The 17,885-nt window shown below is 52.8% G+C and carries 10 protein-coding genes; 5 read left to right on the forward strand and 5 right to left on the reverse strand.

All coding sequences use genetic code 11. The features are described 5' to 3' along the window. Window positions 1-95: 95 nt before the first annotated feature. From C4F51_RS13895 to fabV, 5 genes are all read right to left on the reverse strand, one after another. On the reverse strand, window positions 96-3,164 hold the full coding sequence (locus tag C4F51_RS13895; RefSeq protein ID WP_193910767.1) for a non-ribosomal peptide synthetase: 3,069 nt from the start codon (window positions 3,162-3,164) through the stop codon (window positions 96-98). Between the two features lie 420 nt (window positions 3,165-3,584). Continuing rightward, window positions 3,585-5,210, reverse strand: coding sequence for a methyl-accepting chemotaxis protein (locus C4F51_RS13900; protein ID WP_193910769.1), 1,626 nt, complete (start codon window positions 5,208-5,210; stop codon window positions 3,585-3,587). A gap of 196 nt (window positions 5,211-5,406) precedes the next feature. Next, window positions 5,407-5,643, reverse strand: a complete 237-nt coding sequence (locus tag C4F51_RS13905) for a DUF2789 domain-containing protein (protein ID WP_193910771.1) — start codon at window positions 5,641-5,643, stop codon at window positions 5,407-5,409. 222 nt (window positions 5,644-5,865) lie between these two features. Next, a complete protein-coding gene (locus C4F51_RS13910) occupies window positions 5,866-6,774 on the reverse strand; it encodes an acyltransferase (RefSeq protein ID WP_193910773.1) in 909 nt (302 codons plus the stop codon). A gap of 248 nt (window positions 6,775-7,022) precedes the next feature. Next, a complete protein-coding gene (gene fabV / locus C4F51_RS13915) occupies window positions 7,023-8,198 on the reverse strand; it encodes an enoyl-ACP reductase FabV (RefSeq protein WP_193910775.1) in 1,176 nt (391 codons plus the stop codon). Window positions 8,199-8,524: 326 nt separating this feature from the next. Here fabV and C4F51_RS13920 point away from each other — a divergent pair, with 326 nt between their 5' ends. The 5 genes from C4F51_RS13920 (at window position 8,525) to C4F51_RS13940 (ending at window position 17,855) form a co-directional block, all read left to right on the forward strand. Beyond that, window positions 8,525-8,944, forward strand: coding sequence for an MAPEG family protein (locus C4F51_RS13920; RefSeq protein WP_193910777.1), 420 nt, complete (start codon window positions 8,525-8,527; stop codon window positions 8,942-8,944). A gap of 210 nt (window positions 8,945-9,154) precedes the next feature. Continuing rightward, on the forward strand, window positions 9,155-12,223 hold the full coding sequence (ydiJ, locus tag C4F51_RS13925; RefSeq protein WP_193910779.1) for a D-2-hydroxyglutarate dehydrogenase YdiJ: 3,069 nt from the start codon (window positions 9,155-9,157) through the stop codon (window positions 12,221-12,223). Between the two features lie 200 nt (window positions 12,224-12,423). Further along, window positions 12,424-13,302 (forward strand): 3-keto-disaccharide hydrolase, encoded by an 879-nt coding sequence (locus C4F51_RS13930; protein WP_193910781.1) that lies wholly within the window; start codon window positions 12,424-12,426, stop codon window positions 13,300-13,302. 553 nt (window positions 13,303-13,855) lie between these two features. Next, complete coding sequence (locus C4F51_RS13935) at window positions 13,856-14,959, forward strand: phosphoribosylaminoimidazolesuccinocarboxamide synthase (RefSeq protein ID WP_193910783.1); 1,104 nt, start codon at window positions 13,856-13,858, stop codon at window positions 14,957-14,959. An 85-nt stretch (window positions 14,960-15,044) separates the two neighbouring features. Beyond that, window positions 15,045-17,855, forward strand: a complete 2,811-nt coding sequence (locus C4F51_RS13940; RefSeq protein WP_193910785.1) for a DUF349 domain-containing protein — start codon at window positions 15,045-15,047, stop codon at window positions 17,853-17,855. The last annotated feature ends 30 nt before the right edge of the window (window positions 17,856-17,885 follow it).

Here is a 17,885-nt window from a genome sequence, read left to right on the forward strand (position 1 = left end):
GATAGTGGTGATGAAATAGCCTCATTGGAAAGTGAAACAGCAAAATAAAACCCGGCGTCGCCGCAATAGCGACGCCGGGCGATGACGAGCGGTTATCAGGCAGACAGCTTTCGTGGCTGCGCGGGCAGGAATCCGGACGCGCGCCAGGATTGTAAATAGCGGTCCAGCAGCGCCTGGTTCATGGTCGGGCAATGCGCGTCGGCGCCCAGCACCTGCCGGACGTTATCGGTGCGATAGACCGGCATATTTTCATAGACTTCCCAGCGCGTCAGAGCACCAAATACCGGCTCTTGCAGCATCGGCACCAGCGGTAATAAAGGGTTGTCTGACAAGGTGCTGTGCGCGGCCAGCCGCTGTACCCAGCGTGAATAGGGCAACAGCTCCAGTGCGTAACCACTTTGCTCCAGCATGGCATGCAACTCCAGCACACTCACCGAATCTCTCGCGTGCAGCGGCACCAGATTGTAGGCATGGCCATAATGCTGCGGGTTTTTGGCAATAGTGAGAATAGTGCCAGACACATAATCGACGGTGATGAATTCTTTTTTCTGCTTTTCCAGCCGGGGAAATGCGCCCAGTAATATGCAGCCTTTAATCAACCGGGCAACGAAGTCTTTGTGGTTGCCAATTCCCTGCTGGCTGTCGCCCATAATAAAACCGGGGCGGTACACCACCACCGACAACCCCCGCTCTTTGGCTGCCCATACCAACTGTTCGGCAACCCACTGGCTTTGCGAGTAGCCGGTGTCGTATTTCTGCGACTGCAAATGCAAATCCAGCGACTCTTCTTCGTAGAGTTCGGTGGTGCCGGTAAAGAAACCGGTGGGCCCGTAAGCGGCAATACTGGAAACGTAATGCACACCCTTGCCCCGGCCGGTATTGGCGAGGTTCAGAATGTTCAAAGTGCCCTGCACATTTGCCTCACGGTGGAACTCGTAGGGCTGGGTATAGTTGACGTGCGCGCCCAGGTGAAAAATAACGCTGGCCCAATTTGCCAGCTCGGCAAAACCCTGTGCCCCCAGCCCCAGGGTTTCATCGCCAAGATTGCCGATCAGCACCCGAATGCGCGCAGTGAAGGTTTCATTCCATAAACCATAGGCATCAAGATTATCGCGAATGCGGGCCAGCCCATCGTGTTGGTTGTCCGCCCGCACCAGACAGGCAACCGTTTGCACACCCGCGGTATGCAGCAGGTCATGCAGAAAAAAGGCGCCCAGAAACCCGGTCACGCCGGTTACAAAAATGCGCCCTTCATCAGCGGCCAGCCAATCCGTCACTTCATTCGGCCTGGCGATTATCTGGTCCGCCAGGCGGGCATCTTCGCGCAAGGCGGCTACCGTATCGGTCACCTGTAACCCGGCTTGATTGACAGACCAGTTTTGCACGAATGAGGAAAAGTCTTTCAAGTGCGGATGTTCGTACAGCGTTCGGATGGGCAAATCAAAAGCCAGGCGCCGCTTCAACTCGAGAACCAGACTCGCCGCTTGCAAGGAACTGCCGCCAACCTGAAAAAAATGATCTTCTGGCGTTAAAGAGTGAATGCCGAGAACATCCCGCCAGATACGGGCAATCTTCCCGCTCAGGGTTTCTTCCTCGTCGGCGGAGGGTTCAACGGGGGCGACATCATCCACATACAAACTCTTCAATGCACGACGGTCCGCCTTGCCATTCGGGTTTAATGGAATAAACGGCACCTGACGAATGCGCGGCAACATCCAGACCGGCAAGCGACTTTTTAAATCATTATTTAAAAGCTCGGGATCAAAACCGGCATCATCTGCCGCTACCACGTATGCCAGCAAATAGCCCTCGGCTTCGCCAATCTGTGGCCGAATATAATCAACCACCGCACCATCCAGCGTCCCGCCAGACAATAAAACCGTTTCTATTTCCTGCAGCTCGATCCGGTGGCCACGCAGTTTGATCTGGCTATCGGCGCGCCCGAGATATTCAATGGTGCCATCACGATTCCATGAAGCAAGATCACCGGTACGGTACACACGTACGGGTGGTTGATCCGCCGCGAGGCTCAAGGTGACAAAACGCTGCTGATTTAAAGCATCCTGTTTCCAGTAGCCTCTCGCCAAACCGTCACCGGCCAAATAAATTTCTCCCGTTTGTACGCCGGTCACCGGGCGCTGTTGTTCATCGAGAATAAATACCTGGGTGTTATCAATGGCACGACCAATGCTGACAGTATTTTTACCGTCCAGTAACCCGGGGACGATATGCAGTGAGGTGGCATACACCGTACTTTCTGTAGGGCCATAAGCATTGCGTAAATTTTTCACACCCGAATGCGCCAGCACTTCGCGTAAGGCGTGAGCATTGGCAGCTTCTCCGCCGACCAATACATGATGCACACCGGTAAACGCATCGGGCAGCGCCAGTGCCGTCAAATTAAATAGCGCGGTGGTAATACACATCGCCGTAATGTTGCGGTTACGAATCACCTCGCGAAATGCGTAAGGGTCAATCAAAGTTTGTTTGGGAATAACTACCAGTGAAGCACCATTCAGCAGTGCACCGTAAATTTCATAAAGCGATGCATCAAACGTCGGGTTGGAAATATGCGCCCATACGTCATCAGCAGACAGGGGGGAAAAGTCGCGGTTAAAGGCCAATCGCAAAATATTCAGCGCTTCTATTTCTACCGCTTTCGGGCGGCCGGTGGTACCGGAGGTGTGCAGAAAATGAGTGCGATGTTGTGCGTTGGTGACCACCGGCTTGAAATGAATGTCGGCAGGCGGGCTATCGGTCAGCAGAATATGATCGACGTTCAAACGCTCTTGCCATTGGGCGGTAGTGACCAGCAAACGGGTTTCCAGGTCGGCCAGCATATCATTCAGGCGCGCATCCGGTTGCGCCGGGTCTAATGGCACACAGGAGCCACCGGCGCGTAAAACACCCAGCTGCACCGCGATTTGATCAATACCGGAATCCAGCAATAGGGCAACCGGCTCTTCCGGCAAGAGTTGATGATCCTGAAAAAGTTTTGCCCAGGCGCTGGCTTGTTGATCCAGAGCGGCATAGGTGATGGTTTGTGAGCCAAAAATAACGGCGGGTTTGGCGGAGTGTTGTGCAGCTTGAAGACGAAAAATGCTGTCCAGACTGCCGGTAAACGGATAAGGCGTGTGAACGCCCTGACTTGAAAAATACAACATACGTTACTCCCTGATTCCATGTAAAAATACAATCCACTGGTGCAAATCACTTTCGCACTGCAGGAGTCTGGCCTATTTTACGGATCAGGTATTGAATTATTTCGTTCTAGCGATATAAATTATTATTCCCTGCGTTACATCAATTTTTTTTCGTGAAAAATTATTTTTTTAATACAACGGACATAAATAAAATAAAAAATGCACGTGCCGCTATGTCAGTTTGTTGTTAGGGGCATGCTGCAAAACCGACAAGTCACTGCGCCTGCGTTGCGCCAACCGTGTTGCGCCAACCGCGTTGCTCCAGCTTCCGCCATCCATGGCGGGCTTACATGACAGTTTTGCAACATGCGCCCTAACACCAAACTCGCATACTGCCTGTCGTAGAACTGGCTGCAACCTGAGAAGGCAAAAACGTCTTAATTACACCCGGTAAGAAGATGCCTGTTGCTGCAAACGAGCCGCCAGTGCGGCGAGTGAGCTGCTGGCACCAGCACTGTGGCCGGCGCTGCGGGTAATTTCCCCAATACTGCGACTGAAAGCAGCGATATTCTTGCTGATATCATCAGCCACCACAGTTTGTTCCTCGGTGGCGGCAGAAATCTGCACGTTCATATCTACAATCACCCCCACCGCCGATTTAATGGCTCCCAGCACACCGCCAGCATCCTTCGCATGGTCAACACTGGTATTGGCATACTGTGCTGACTGCGTCATGGCACTCACCGCTTCATGCGCAGCATTTTGTAAATTGTCGATCATAGTGCGGATAGATTCGGTGGCTTTTTGGGTGTTGGTGGCCAGCGTACGAACCTCATCCGCCACTACCGCAAAACCGCGCCCGGCATCGCCGGCGCGCGCCGCTTCGATAGCTGCGTTAAGCGCCAGCAAATTGGTTTGTCCGGCAATATTTTGAATAACCGCCAGCACCTGGGTAATTTGTTCAGACTCCTGATTCAGCTGCTCAATCACGTCGCTGGCGCTGTGGATAATCGCCGAAAGCTGCTCAATGGAGCTGACATTGTCGGTAACTTTTTGATAACCCTGACCGGTTTTTTCATTCACGTCGCCAGCCTGCTCGGACGTTGACGACGCGCGGTTGGCAACCTCCTGAATCGCCATCGACATTTGACTGACGGCGGTAGCAATGTGCGTTGCCTGTTGTTCCTGTTCAGAAGCGGTATCACTTACCCGCTGGCTGATCTGGCTCATTTCTTCCGATGCCGCCGCCAGTTGAAAAACTGCCTCTCCCAGCTCGGTAAAATTTTGATGCACCACATGAATCGTCTGGTTAAATGCGAGTGCGGTTACCGCAATTTCATCATTACCAAATACTTCTGCGCGAGCACGCAAATCCGACTGGTGCCTGACCACTGAAATAGCTTCTTGCAATTTGTGCAGCGGGTTTTGTATGGAGCGATAAATCATCCAGGAAAGCAGCGCAAGAACCAGCAGTACCACCACCAGTACCGTTAAAAATAATTGCAGAAAAAATTCATATTGTTGCGCAGCGTCGGTTTTGAATTTTTCGGCTTCAACCAGCTGAATGTCCATCAAACGATCCAGCGTAGCACTGAGCGGATCGGCAATTTGATACAGCTCCCGGTTAAATTCAGTGGCGCTGTCCTGCTGCAAACTGCCATCAATAATGCGCTGCTGATAGTCGGTTATTTTTTGTTGAAAGCGGGCAATTTGAGGGCGAGCCTGTTCAACCAGTTGTTCCTCTTCGGGAGTAAGCGTGGTTGATAAATAATTCTGCCAGATCTGACTGGCTAGCGTTGCCTGCTGCTGCAATTGCGCGGCAGCTTCCGAGCCGCCCATCAAATTGCTGCGGTATTTGTGCAACACATCGACCGAGGCAACCGCGTAGGCATCGGCGACCTGTTTGATCTCTTTAAGCGGCACTACCCTGTGCTCGTATATTCCGGACGCACTATCGCGCAGCATTCCCATCTCCTTAATAGCGATGGTACTGGTGGCGATTAACACCAGTAAGGGCACACACACCAGAAGTAAAAGACGCGCTTTTACCGAAATTTGATTTAACATTTAAATAATTAATCCTCAACAGATCAGTACTTTTTCACATTGACGCGGTAATCACCGCGAATACATCCAGCCGCTTGCTGCCAAAAAACCGAATAACAGACACAACAACTCGCGAGGTTGCCGGAGCAGCCTCGCGAGGATGGGTGAGTTGGGTTGTTATTGGAGGAAATTGGAAGGTAGTGGTAAGAATTTGCTCTTAGTCGCGCAATAAAACATTCAGCTCGTCGACAATCTCGGCCCAGTCGGAATCCTTGGCTATCGCGTCACGCAGAAAATCAGCCTGCGATGGCGTCCAGCAAGGGGCACTGGCCAAAGGTTCTGCTTGTGGCAGAGGTCTATGGGTCTCAACAAATTGCTGAATTTCATGCGGGGCGTTGGGCAACCCCAGTTGTGCAAACAAACCACTCATTGAGTGGACAGACGTATCAAGCATTCTGACCTCCCCACGGTTAATTGACCCCGGAAACGTTCAGCAGACAGAAAGCCCCGCTTTCATAATCACACTGACACACCGCGACGAATTTACAGAGTCCTGACGCGGAAGTCGAGCTTTTCACAGCCAGGATTAACACCCGGCCATGCCTGTCAAGCTACGACGCCGGTCAATGGTCGGCGCCTCAGGGAGTTGGAGGTTACGAAGATAACTTCGTTCCCATTAATTGCCCTGGCAATTCCCCTGGGCCATCTCTTTAAGCCGCTGCAAACGCTCGTCCTTGGCTTGCCAGAGGGTGTTAACCCAGGCTTGAAAACGCTGGCGAAAGGCGGCGTCGTTGGCGTAGTCACCAATCATATCGGCGGGAATGCGATATTCACGAACATCCACCAGGATGCGCGGCACCAGGCCACTGGCATATTGCCAGTAAGTGGGAGCGCCATCCGGGTAAAAAATCGTTACATCCAGTAATTTGTGCAATTGCCCGTCCATCGCCGCCAGCGCGAAAGCCATGCCACCCGCCTTGGGAATCAGCAAATTCCGGTAGGGTGACTTTTGCTGGCGGTGTTTTTCCTCGGTAAAGCGCGTGCCTTCCAGGAAGTTGATAATGGTCACCGGGTTGTGGCGGTACATTTCGCAGGCGCGGCGGGTTTCTTCGATGTCTTTGCCTTTCAGCGCCGGGTTACGCTCCAGCTCGGCTTTGCTGTAGCGGCGCATAAATGGAAAGTCCAGCGCCCACCAGGCGATACCCAAAAACGGCACCCAGATCAGCGATTTTTTCAGGAAGAATTTCACGTAGGGAATGCGGCGGTTGAAAACCCGCAAAATAACCAGAATATCCACCCAGGATTCATGGTTGGCCGCCATTAAATACCATTCCTGGCGGCTGAATTTTACATCACCGGTTACTTCTATTTGGGTACCGGCCAGCCAGCGCTGATGCAGGGTGTTGGCCGATATCCAGGTGCTGGCAATCCAGTCGAGCGCGCGGTTGCAGTGCTTTTGACACCAGGCAAAGGGCAGCAGCCGCTTTACCAGCGCCAGCGGCAATAGCGGTACGAAAGCGACCAGCGTCAGCACCAGGAATAACAGGCTGGTCAGCAAGCCGATGAAATGACGCACTACAATCATGAAATTTCCTGGCGGTTAAACTTTGATGTCGTGATTTCTGTACATAACAAAATGGCTCCGCGAAAGGAGCCATTTTGTTATGTGGCAGGTGCCGTTCTGTCCGTTTGTCATCAGGATGTTTCTTCCAAAAACGCATGAATACGTTCCCTGTAGCTCTGACGAGTCATCCCTGACTCGACAGTTTTGGAAGAAACATCCTGACGCAAAACTCACATTGTGCGGATCTGGAGCCTGGCGTCAAAAGACAATCAAAAATTGGTAGCAACCAGCGGGCTGGTTTCGGCGTCGTAATCTACGCCATCAATACCGAAACCGAACAGGCGCAGGAACTCAGCCTTGTAACCTTCAAAATCGGTCAGCTCGAACAGATTCTCTTCGGTTACCTGATCCCAAATCGCTTCCACCTGGGTTTGTACTGAAGGGTCCAGCTCAAGCTCGTCTACGCGGTAGCGGTTATCAGCATCCAGACGCGGTGCGTTGGAATACAAACACTCGGTAAACAGGCGCTGAATTTGCTCGATACAACCTTCGTGGGTGCCCTGCGCTTTCATTACCTTGAACAGAATCGCCAGGTACAAAGGCATAACAGGAATCGCCGAGCTGGCCTGGGTTACGACCGCTTTCAATACCGCAACACGGGCTTTACCACCGTGTTTGGCACTCAGCTCGCGGGCTGCTCGGTCGAGGTCTTCTTTGGCTTTACCAATGGTCGCTTTGCCATAAATTGGCCAGGTCAGCTTGTCGCCCAGGTAGGTATAGGCCACGGTTTGGAAGTTGTCTGCCAACAGGCCGGCAGATTTTAATGCATCAATCCACAGCTCCCAATCTTCGCCGCCCATCACTTTTACGGTGTTGGCGATTTCTTCGTCCGAAGCCGGTTCGATAGATACATCGGAAATTTTCAGCGTATCGGTGTTCAGGTTTTTGGAGGTGTAGGTTTTGCCGATAGGCTTGAGCACCGAGGAATAAACGTCGCCGGTTTCCGGGTCGGTGCGGCGAGGTGATGCCAGGCTGTAGATGACCAGATCAACTTTGCCGATGCCGTTTTTCAGGGTTTCGATAACCTTGTCTTTGCAGGCGTTGGAGAACGCATCGCCATTGATGGTTTCAGCGTACAAACCGGCCGCTTTGGCCGCATCGTGAAAAGCCGAGGTATTGTAGTAACCCGCAGAAGCGGTTTTGGTATCGGTAGGCTCTTTTTCAAAGCACACGCCCAGAGTATCTGCGCCGCCACCAAAAGCGGCCGTAATACGCGACGCCAGGCCAAAACCGGTAGAACAGCCCAGTACCAGTACTTTTTTAGGTGCGTCTGCAATGTCGCCCTTGGCTTTGGTGAAAGCAATTTGCTCCTGCACATTGGCAGCGCAGCCTTGCGGGTGGGCGTTGGTGCAAATAAAACCACGTACTTTGGGCTTGATAATCATGAATGAGTCCTGTTGATAGAATCCGGGGCTGAAACCTGTCTGAACGCTGCAAAGCTGGCCGAAAACCTTGCGCACCTTGCTCGGTCCGGGCTAACCAGACCTTTTCGATGGCATGCGGCCGTTGGTAAAACCTGCTCCAGACACAAAAGCCCGACATTATAGTGTGCTAAACACCAGAAAACAGTGCTTTTTTCCCGCCAGCTGCCAGCCGCAGTAAACCGCCTTCATCCGCCGCCTCCGCGGCCAGCTCGCCGGATACCCGGGCGCTGCTACACTGAGTGGCAGAGCATTTGCTCACCTTCATTTGCCCTGCACGGAGACGCTCTATGTTTTACCCCATGTTTGCCATGGTTTTGCTGACCCTTCTGGTTGCGATCGTGCTGATGATCAAACGCTTCCGCGCCGTTAAAAATAAACAGGTGTCTATCGGGTACTTTCGCCTGAACCGTGGCGAACAAAGCCCACCGCCCGACGTTATTGCAACTGCGAATCATTTCAGTAACTTATTTGAAGTGCCTTTGTTGTTTTACGTGGCCTGCCTGCTGGCTTTTGTCTGGAATTTTCAGCCCGCCACCATGGTGCTGCTGGGATGGATTTTTGTTGCCTCACGTGCCGTACACGCGTTTATCCACATCACTTATAACAATGTGGTGCATAGAATGTTGTCATTTGCCGTCAGTTTTTTGAGTGTCATTCTCATTTGGTGTCTGCTTGCCGCGCACGTTATTGCTCGTCAAAGTTTTTAAATCGCAGCGCATGGAATATTGCCGGTCTGACCGTTGGTGGCTGAGCCCGGCAAAAAAACGGATGATGATCTGCTTTGTATTGGCCGGTTAAATACCGGCTTGATAAATCAGCCCCGGCACGCCATCGAATGCACTGATTTTTACCTGGAGTTCCAGTAGAATGCGCCCCCTGTAAATCTCCGTTATCGTTCCTCGTGGTATATCCGAACTATGATCCCAGCCATTTCACAAACCTCCGCCGTTCAGGCTCTTTATCTGGCATTTATTGATGCCTTGCGCCAACAGGAATTTGAGGGTGATCTGAGCCCGGATTATGCCAACCGCACGGTACTGGCCACCGACAACTCGATTTATCAGGTCTTGCCGCAGGGTGTTATTTACCCGCGCAATACCGGTGATCTGATTAAAATTACCCGCCTTGGGCAGACCGATGCCTTTAAAAGCATCGTGCTCAGCCCACGTGGCGGCGGCACCGGTACCAACGGCCAATCACTCACCGACGGTCTGGTAATTGATACCTCGCGGTACATGAATCAGATTCTTGAAATCAATACCGACGAAAAATGGGTGCGTGTGCAGTGCGGCGTGGTGAAAGACCAGTTGAACGCAGCGATCAAACCTTATGGTTTGTTTTTCGCACCGGAACTCTCCACCAGCAACCGCGCCACTATCGGCGGCATGATCAATACCGATGCCTCCGGTCAGGGCTCCTGTCGTTATGGTAAAACCCGCAACCATGTACTCGAATTGCACACGGTGTTGCTGGATGGCAGCGAGTTGCATTCCTCAGCAATTTCTGACGAAACCCTGGCGGCCTATTGCCAGCGCACCGATCGCATTGGTGAAATTCACCGCCTGGTGAACAGCATTGCCGACGAACACGGCGCGTTGATTGATGAAAAATTTCCGAAACTGAATCGCTGCCTCACCGGTTATGACCTGGCGCACATCCGCGATGAAGAAGGCCGTTTTAATCTCAACAATATTTTGTGCGGTAGCGAAGGCACGCTCGGTTTTATTACCGAAGCCAAATTGAATTTGCTGAGCATTCCCAAACATGCGGTATTGGTGAATGTAAATTACCGCGATTTTAACGCCGCCCTGCGTGACGCTACCGAACTCATGAAGGCCAACCCGACCTCCATCGAAACCGTAGACTCCAAAGTATTAAACCTGGCGATGAATGACATCGTCTGGCACAGCGTTGCCGACTTTTTCCCGGCGCCGGAAAGCGGCGAAAAAATTCAAGGCATCAACCTGGTGGAATACACCGGTGATGATGAAGCGGCGCTGCAAGACGCCGTAAAAAATCTTACCGACATGCTCAACGCCACCTCGGCTAATGATGGCTCAGGCCGTATCGGCTACACCACCGTGTGGGGCAATGATGCGGTTGGCAAAATCTGGGGCATGCGTAAAAAAGCCGTTGGTTTGCTGGGCAACGTCGACGGCGAAGCGCGCCCGCTGCCGTTTGTAGAAGACACCGCCGTACCGCCGGAAAACCTCGCCGACTATATTCTCGAATTCCGCCAATTGCTGGATGAGCATAAACTCGCTTACGGTATGTTTGGTCACGTCGATGCCGGCGTATTACACGTACGCCCGGCGCTGGATATGAAAGACCCGGCGCAGGAAAAACTGATCCGCACCATTACCGATGCCGTGGCGGCACTCACCCACAAATACCACGGTTTGTTGTGGGGCGAGCATGGCAAGGGCGTACGCTCGGAATACGCACCGAAATTTTTTGGCGAGCTCTACCCGCAACTGCAACGCATCAAAGCCGCTTTCGACCCGCGCAACCAGTTAAACCCGGGCAAAATTGCCACTCCGTCCGCCGACCTGGCGCTGCTGAAAATTGATGAAGTGGCCACACGCGGCCAATACGATCGCAAAATTCCAACCCAGGTGTGGGAAGCGCACAGCGAAGGCATGCACTGTAACGGTAACGGCCTGTGCTACAGCTGGAACCCGAACGATGCCATGTGTCCGTCCTGGAAAGGCACCCGCGAGCGCGTTCACTCGCCCAAAGGCCGCGCTTCATTAATGCGCGAATGGTTAAAGCAACTGAGTGATCGCGGTGTCAATCCGCTGGCAGAAAGTGTTGCGGTAAAACAAAGCAGTTTTATCGGCACCCTGCCCGGCCGTATTAAAAACACGCTGCAAAAACGTCGTGGCGATTATGACTTCTCGCACGAAGTGCACGAAGCCATGGCCGGCTGCCTTGCCTGTAAATCCTGCGTGGGGCAATGCCCGATCAAAGTCGATGTACCGGAATTTCGCAGCAAATTTCTCGAGCTTTACTACGGCCGCTATTTGCGCCCGCTGAAAGATTATTTTATTGGCGGCCTCGAATTTATGATGCCGGCGCTGGCGCGAGTGCCCTGGCTGTACAACGCCATGATCAAACCGAAATTTATGCAGCGTTTTATGGCGCGCTTTATCGGCATGGTCGACAGCCCGAAACTGTCCGGTGTTTTGCTGGACAAAGCTACCGCCAAAATGGGTATTCGTTACGCCAGTCTGGAAAATATTGCGCAACTGTCTGACGAGCAAAAAGAACGCGCGGTAATTGTGGTGCAAGACGCGTTCACCAGTTATTTTGAAACGTCTTTTGTACTCGACTCACTGGCACTACTGCAAAAGCTCGGTTTTATTCCGTTGATTGCGCCGTTCAAACCCAACGGCAAACCCTTGCAAGTGCACGGCTTCCTCAAAGCGTTTAGTAAAACCGCTGACCGTAACGCCATGCTGTTGAATGGTTTGGCCTCGTCCGGCATTCCGCTGATCGGTCTTGAACCGGCCATGACACTCACCTACCGCGCCGAATATAAAAAGGTACTGGGTGCGCAGGCGCCGAAAGTTCAATTGATTCAGGAATTCCTCGCCGGGCAGAAAACCCGCCTGGAAGAACACAAAGCGCTGTTTGGTAGCGGCGAGTTTTCCCTGCTGGCACACTGCACCGAAAAAACCAACGCGGTGGCTTCCATTAAAGATTGGCAAACCGTATTCGCCACACTCGGGCAAACACTGCAAGTCATCGAAACCGGCTGCTGCGGTATGGCAGGCACCTACGGCCACGAAACGGCCAACGTGGAAACCTCGAAAAAAATCTATGCCCTGTCATGGGAAAAAGTGGTCAACAATCCCGCCAATGAAGGCAAACTGACCGCCACCGGCTATTCCTGCCGCAGCCAGGTAAAACGTCTGGATGACGCCCAATTGCCACATCCGCTACAAATTTTGCTGGCGCAGCTGCAAACCGGCAACCCACAGTAAACAATGGCACACGGCGGTGGTCGCAAACCTGCACCACCGCCAGCAAAACCCACCGCACACCCCGCCCTTCTTTTGCACTTCTTAACGATACTTTCCGTCAGTTTGACTTTATGTTGTGACCACCTGCGCCTGTAGCTGCAGGATCACATAACACCGGGGCGCACCTCCGGGAACATAACAACGACTTAACGGACTTCACCATGCGACAATTTTTATCGGCACTACCTCTCTCCCTCTGCGCGCTGGCGGTAACGCCTGCACTGGTACAAGCAGAAGAATGGAAACCTTTACTGGATCTGGAACTCAGCCAGTGGAACACCTACCTCGGCACCCCCAACCCGGAAACCCCGATCAGCGATCTGCCAAAAGACGCTGACGGCAACTACACCCGCCCGATTGGCCACAATAAAGACGAGCTCAACGTATTTTCCGTGTCTGACGTAGACGGCCAACCGGTGCTGCATATTACCGGCGAGATTTACGGCAGCGTTTACACCAAAGCCGAATACAGCAACTACCACCTGAAAGCCCAGTACAAATGGGGCACCAAAAAGTGGAAACCGCGGCTGGATCTGGAGCTGGACACCGGCATCCTCTACCACGCGATTGGCGAACACGGTATCGATTACTGGAAAGCCTGGGCACTCTCCCAGGAGCTGCAAATTATGGAAGGCAGCACCGGTGACTGGTGGCAAATTGCCGGTTCACAAATTGATATCGCGTGTGAAAAGCCGGAAGGCGAAGAAGTGCATATTTTTAATCCCGAGATTGAGCCCATCAGTTTCGGCCCGGGTGGTGCGGGCATAACCTGCCTGCGCAGCCACGATATGGAAAACCCGAAAGGCTCCTGGAATACCGTTGAGTTGATTACTTACGGCGACAAGAGCTTGCATATCGTTAATGGCGAAGTGGTGATGGCGCTGAGTAATTCACGTTATACCAAAGAAGATGGAGAGGTGGTTCCTCTCACCAAAGGCGCAATTTTGTTGCAGAGTGAAGCTGGAGAAGCGTTTTTCCGGGATATCAAGTTGAAGCAAATTACAGGGATTCCGAAAGAGTATCAGCATTATTTTGAGTAAATAAATATCTGGCTGGAAATTGGCTGGTCAGAAGGATTGCACTTCGCCAGCCGCTTTCCGTCCGGGTAGCACTTTCAAAAACGCATAAACACGTCCGTGTGGCTCCCGCAAGCCATCCATGGCTTGCAAGGTTTTGAAAGCACTACCCGGACGGCAAGCTCACCCTGAGTGGGCACCGACACAGAAAATCAAACCGGGGATATCAGGTGGTAGCTTTTTAAAAAGTCGCATATCTCTGTTTTTTTAAGTACCCCGACCACGCCCAGATCGGCACAATGCGAGTTTGGCCTCCGGCAGTTTGTTCCAAAACCGTCGAGTCAGGGATGACTCGCCGGAGCTACAAGGACTGTATTCATGCGTTTTTGGAACAAACTGCCGGAGGCCAAACGGACAGAAGGCACCTTGTTCAAAATCCGCTCCTCGACAAACTGGCATTGTATCGGCCATCGCTCACTAACAAGCATCACTCCCGAGGTGGATTAGCAGCAAGCAGTGGATCTGGTATGATTCGGCCTTTGTTCCTGTAACCCGGATATTGTGGAAAACGCACCCCATGAGCCTTGCCAACCAAGTACTAGCTGTCAACAATGACCTCCCCATCCGAACCGACAAACCGGTTCACAGCGGCAAGGTTCGCTCCGTTTACTGGTTAACCGCAGAAGACAGCCGCCGCTTGATCGCTGAACGTGGCTACAACGTACCTGCTGACGCACCACTGGCCATCATGGTCATCAGTGACCGCATCTCTGCGTTTGACTGCATCTGGCACGCCGAAGGCGGCCTCAACGGCGTACCGGGCAAAGGCGCAGCGCTCAACACCATCTCCAACCACTGGTTCCAATGCTTCCGCGAACAAGGCCTGGCTGACAGCCACATTCTGGAAATTCCACACCCCTTTGTCTGGATCGTACAAAAAGCCCGCGCCATCAAAATTGAAGCCATCTGCCGCCAATACATCACCGGCTCCATGTGGCGCGCCTACAGCAAAGGCGAGCGCGAGTTCTGTGGCATCACCCTGCCCGACGGTTTGCAGAAAGATCAAAAACTGCCCGAACTGCTGATGACCCCGTCCACCAAGGGCATTTTGAAAGGTATTCCCGGTGTGCCGGAAGCGGACGACGTGAACATCACCCGCAAGAATATTGAAGACAACTACGCCGCCTTCGGTTTCAGCACCCCGGCCGATATTGACCGCTACGAAGTGCTGTTAAAAGACGGCTTTAAACTGATCAGCGATGAGCTGGCTAAAATTGATCAGATTTTCGTGGATACCAAATTCGAGTTTGGCTACGTCACCGATCGCGATGGCCAGGAAAAACTGATTTATATGGACGAAGTCGGTACACCGGACTCTTCCCGCATATGGGACGGCGAAGCCTGGCGCCGGGGCGAGATTGTTGAGCGCTCCAAAGAAGAGTTTCGCCAGGAGTTGTTGAACTACTTCCCGGATCCGGACATCCTACTCAACAAGGATCGTATGCCAGAGCGCGAAGCGCTGGCGCGTGATAATGCATTACCGGTTGATGTACTGCAGCGAGTGTCCAAAACCTATTTAACCATTGCCGAAAAAGTTGCCGGCCATGCGATAACCTTGTCGGACAATCCTCGCCAGGAAATTATTGATATCCTGCGCGACCAGTACGGCCTGATTGACTGATGTTTGCGCCGGGGTTTCTGTCTACGGACCGAAACCCCTGTTGTTTTACAAGGAACCATTCCATAACAGCTATCCGGTATCTGCCATGAACTTTCTCCGCCGCCTGTTTTCTCCCAAGCCTGCTGCCAAACCAGTCCGCACGGCAACGCCGCCGGTAACACCGCTGGAACAGCAATCACCGGAGCAATTACTCAACATTGCCCGCACCGAGTCAAGCGACTCGCAACGCGAAGGGGCGATTGCCCGCTTACCCTTCAGCAGCGAGCTGGTTGAGCTGGCAAAAAACCCGAGTGGAAAAATTCAGTCGGCGGCGCGCAAGCGCATCGGTCAATTACTCGAAGATGGCAGCCTCAGCCTCGCGCAATTACAAGCGCAAGCAAGCGGTGCCGATGACATTATCCATCTGATCAGCTACGCACCCACGGCACAGCAACAATTTCTTGTTTCCGTCACCGACCCGGCAGCCTTGCTGCAACTGGCCAGCGACGGTGCCAGCAGTCAATTGCGCCAAGCCGCCGCCAACCGCCTGGAAACCCGCGATGAACTGGAACAACTTTGCAAGCGCGTGCAAAGCAAAGACAAAAACGTTTATAAAATTGCCAAAAGCAAACTGGATGTTTTCAAAGCAGACGATGCCCGCCTTGCGCTGGTTCAGCAACAGGTTGGCACCCTGTGCGAAAAACTGGAAAAACTGTCTCGCGTAGAAGCCGATTCGCTGTACAAAGCCCGTGTTGAATTACTGGAAAGCGAATGGAATGGCCTCGCGGCTGAAGCCTCCCCGGCATTGACCGAACGCTACCAACATGCCCTGGCCGGCTGTCGCCAGCAAATTGAAAAGCGTGCAGAAATTATTGCCCGTGAAGAAGAACAGCAAGCGCTGGATCAACAAGCTGAAGACTTTTCCCGCAGTGCCCGCAGCGAAGCGCTGGCGCTGGTAAGCGAACTGGAAAACACCCCGGCGCTCACCGAAGACCTCGCCAATCAATTCCGTCAAAAACTGAATGATCTGCAACAGGCAGCAAGGCTTGCCGCGTCACGTACCGGCTCTGCTACTGAAGTACAGCAAGTGCTGGAACGCGCCCGCCATTACGCCTTGAATTTGCTGGAGCAATTTTCCCGTCACGGTACGCTGGTGCAATTGCAGCAAACCCTGGCCGAGGCCGGTGAGAACCTTTCCACTGAAACCCGCCAGTTCGCCAACACATTGATTGGCGGCGCGCGTGAATTTCACCAGCAAACCTTACCCGCTGCGTTGCAATCTGTTCAGGAACAGCTACAGTTGCTACGCCAGCGTGAGTCCGAACTGAATCGTCAGGTAAAAGAAAACCTGCGCAGCATTGAAGACCTGGTGCGCCGCGGTTTGCGCGCCGCCGAACAAGGTATGGTGCGCAAGGCGCGTGGCATTCATAAAGAAGTGCAGGAAAAAACGGCCGTTTTATCCTCAGTGCCGCAATCCATCAGCAACAAACTTACCGATCTGGATCAGGCCATCCATCGTCTCGCCGATTGGCATGAGTTTGCGGTTACGCCGAAAAAAGAAGCCCTGATTACACAAATGCAAGCGCTGGCCACCAGCACCCTTGCGCCCAATGATCTCGCCACCCGTATTCACGATTTACAAGATGAATGGCGCAGCCTGAGTAAAGGTGTGCAGCAAGCCGATGAAACCTTGTGGGAACAATTCCAGCAAGCCTCACAAGTGGCCTTTGCACCTTGTAAAGAATTTTTTGACGAGCAAACCCGCGAGCGTGAAGCCAATCTGGAAAAACGTCGCGCACTGACTGCCACGCTGCAAACTTACATTGACCAATACGATTGGGACAATGCGGTGTGGAAAGACGTTGAACATACCCTGAAAGTTGCCCGTCAGGAATGGCAAGGTTACTGGCCGGTACCGCGCAAAGCGGCGGAAGCCTTGCAGGAAGCCTTTGATCAATTAATGGATCAGGTTTACAACAAGCTGAAACAGTATTACCAGGCCAACAAACAACTCAAGCAGGAATTGATTGCCAGCGCCGAAGCATTAACGCAACAAGACAATTTAGCTGAAGCGATTGAAGGCATTAAACAACTGCAAGCGCGCTGGAAAAATATTGGTAAAAGTTACCCGCGTGAAGACCAGCAACTTTGGCATAACTTCCGCCAGCATTGCGATGCGGTATTTGCCCGCCGTGCCGGTGAACACAACGAACAACAAGCTTTCAGACAGCAGCAGGCACAACAAGCCACTGCCCTGACGGAAGAACTGCAAACGCTGGCAACACAGGATTATGAAACACTGCTGCAAAGCAAAGATCGCGTTGAAGCCATCAAGCAGGCATTCAAAGCACTGAACGAGCTGCCACGCGATCAGCAAAAATCCCTCACCCAGGCTTTTTACCAGGCGGCTGACACGATTCGTGATCGTATCCGTGCCGAGCGTAACCAGGCAGAAATTCAAAGCTGGCAGGATTTATTCGCCCTGGCCAACGATGTTTTGCGTTACGAAAACGGTTTGCTGGATGGCAATCTGCAAGATTCGCTGGCTGGTGCGCTGTCCGATAAGCTGGCATCAGCGCCGAGCTTGCCGGCAGGTACACTGCCGGTGTTGCAACAGCGTTTTGATCGCGCCGCACAACTCAATGCTGGCCTTCGCGAAGAAAATACCACCCTGCTGCAAACCCTGACTATTCGTGCCGAAATTGCCGCCGGTTTACCAACACCGGAAAGCGACAAGCAACGCCGTATGAGCTACCAGATCAGCCAGCTGCAACAGGCATTTGGTAAACAGGATGCCGCACTGGAAGCTCTTGTATTCGAGTGGATCGCTATTGGTGGCGTCAGCGAAGCCGATTACCAACCGCTATTTGTGCGCTTTATGGAATGTTTGGCGGCGGGCGACAATACCAACGCCTGATAGCCTGCCGGCCTTGCGCCGGCAGTTGAT

It is taken from the genome of Cellvibrio polysaccharolyticus, from assembly GCF_015182315.1.
In the GTDB taxonomy this organism is placed as follows: domain Bacteria; phylum Pseudomonadota; class Gammaproteobacteria; order Pseudomonadales; family Cellvibrionaceae; genus Cellvibrio; species Cellvibrio polysaccharolyticus.

Bases quoted from the DNA above. Each gene is read 5' to 3' on its own strand.
- C4F51_RS13895 (WP_193910767.1), bottom strand. From the start codon at position 3,164: ATGTTGTATTTTTCAAGTCAGGGCGTTCACACGCCTTATCCGTTTACC.
- C4F51_RS13900 (WP_193910769.1), bottom strand. From the start codon at position 5,210: ATGTTAAATCAAATTTCGGTAAAAGCGCGTCTTTTACTTCTGGTGTGT.
- C4F51_RS13905 (WP_193910771.1), bottom strand. From the start codon at position 5,643: ATGCTTGATACGTCTGTCCACTCAATGAGTGGTTTGTTTGCACAACTG.
- C4F51_RS13910 (WP_193910773.1), bottom strand. From the start codon at position 6,774: ATGATTGTAGTGCGTCATTTCATCGGCTTGCTGACCAGCCTGTTATTC.
- fabV (WP_193910775.1), bottom strand. From the start codon at position 8,198: ATGATTATCAAGCCCAAAGTACGTGGTTTTATTTGCACCAACGCCCAC.
- C4F51_RS13920 (WP_193910777.1), top strand. From the start codon at position 8,525: ATGTTTTACCCCATGTTTGCCATGGTTTTGCTGACCCTTCTGGTTGCG.
- ydiJ (WP_193910779.1), top strand. From the start codon at position 9,155: ATGATCCCAGCCATTTCACAAACCTCCGCCGTTCAGGCTCTTTATCTG.
- C4F51_RS13930 (WP_193910781.1), top strand. From the start codon at position 12,424: ATGCGACAATTTTTATCGGCACTACCTCTCTCCCTCTGCGCGCTGGCG.
- C4F51_RS13935 (WP_193910783.1), top strand. From the start codon at position 13,856: ATGAGCCTTGCCAACCAAGTACTAGCTGTCAACAATGACCTCCCCATC.
- C4F51_RS13940 (WP_193910785.1), top strand. From the start codon at position 15,045: ATGAACTTTCTCCGCCGCCTGTTTTCTCCCAAGCCTGCTGCCAAACCA.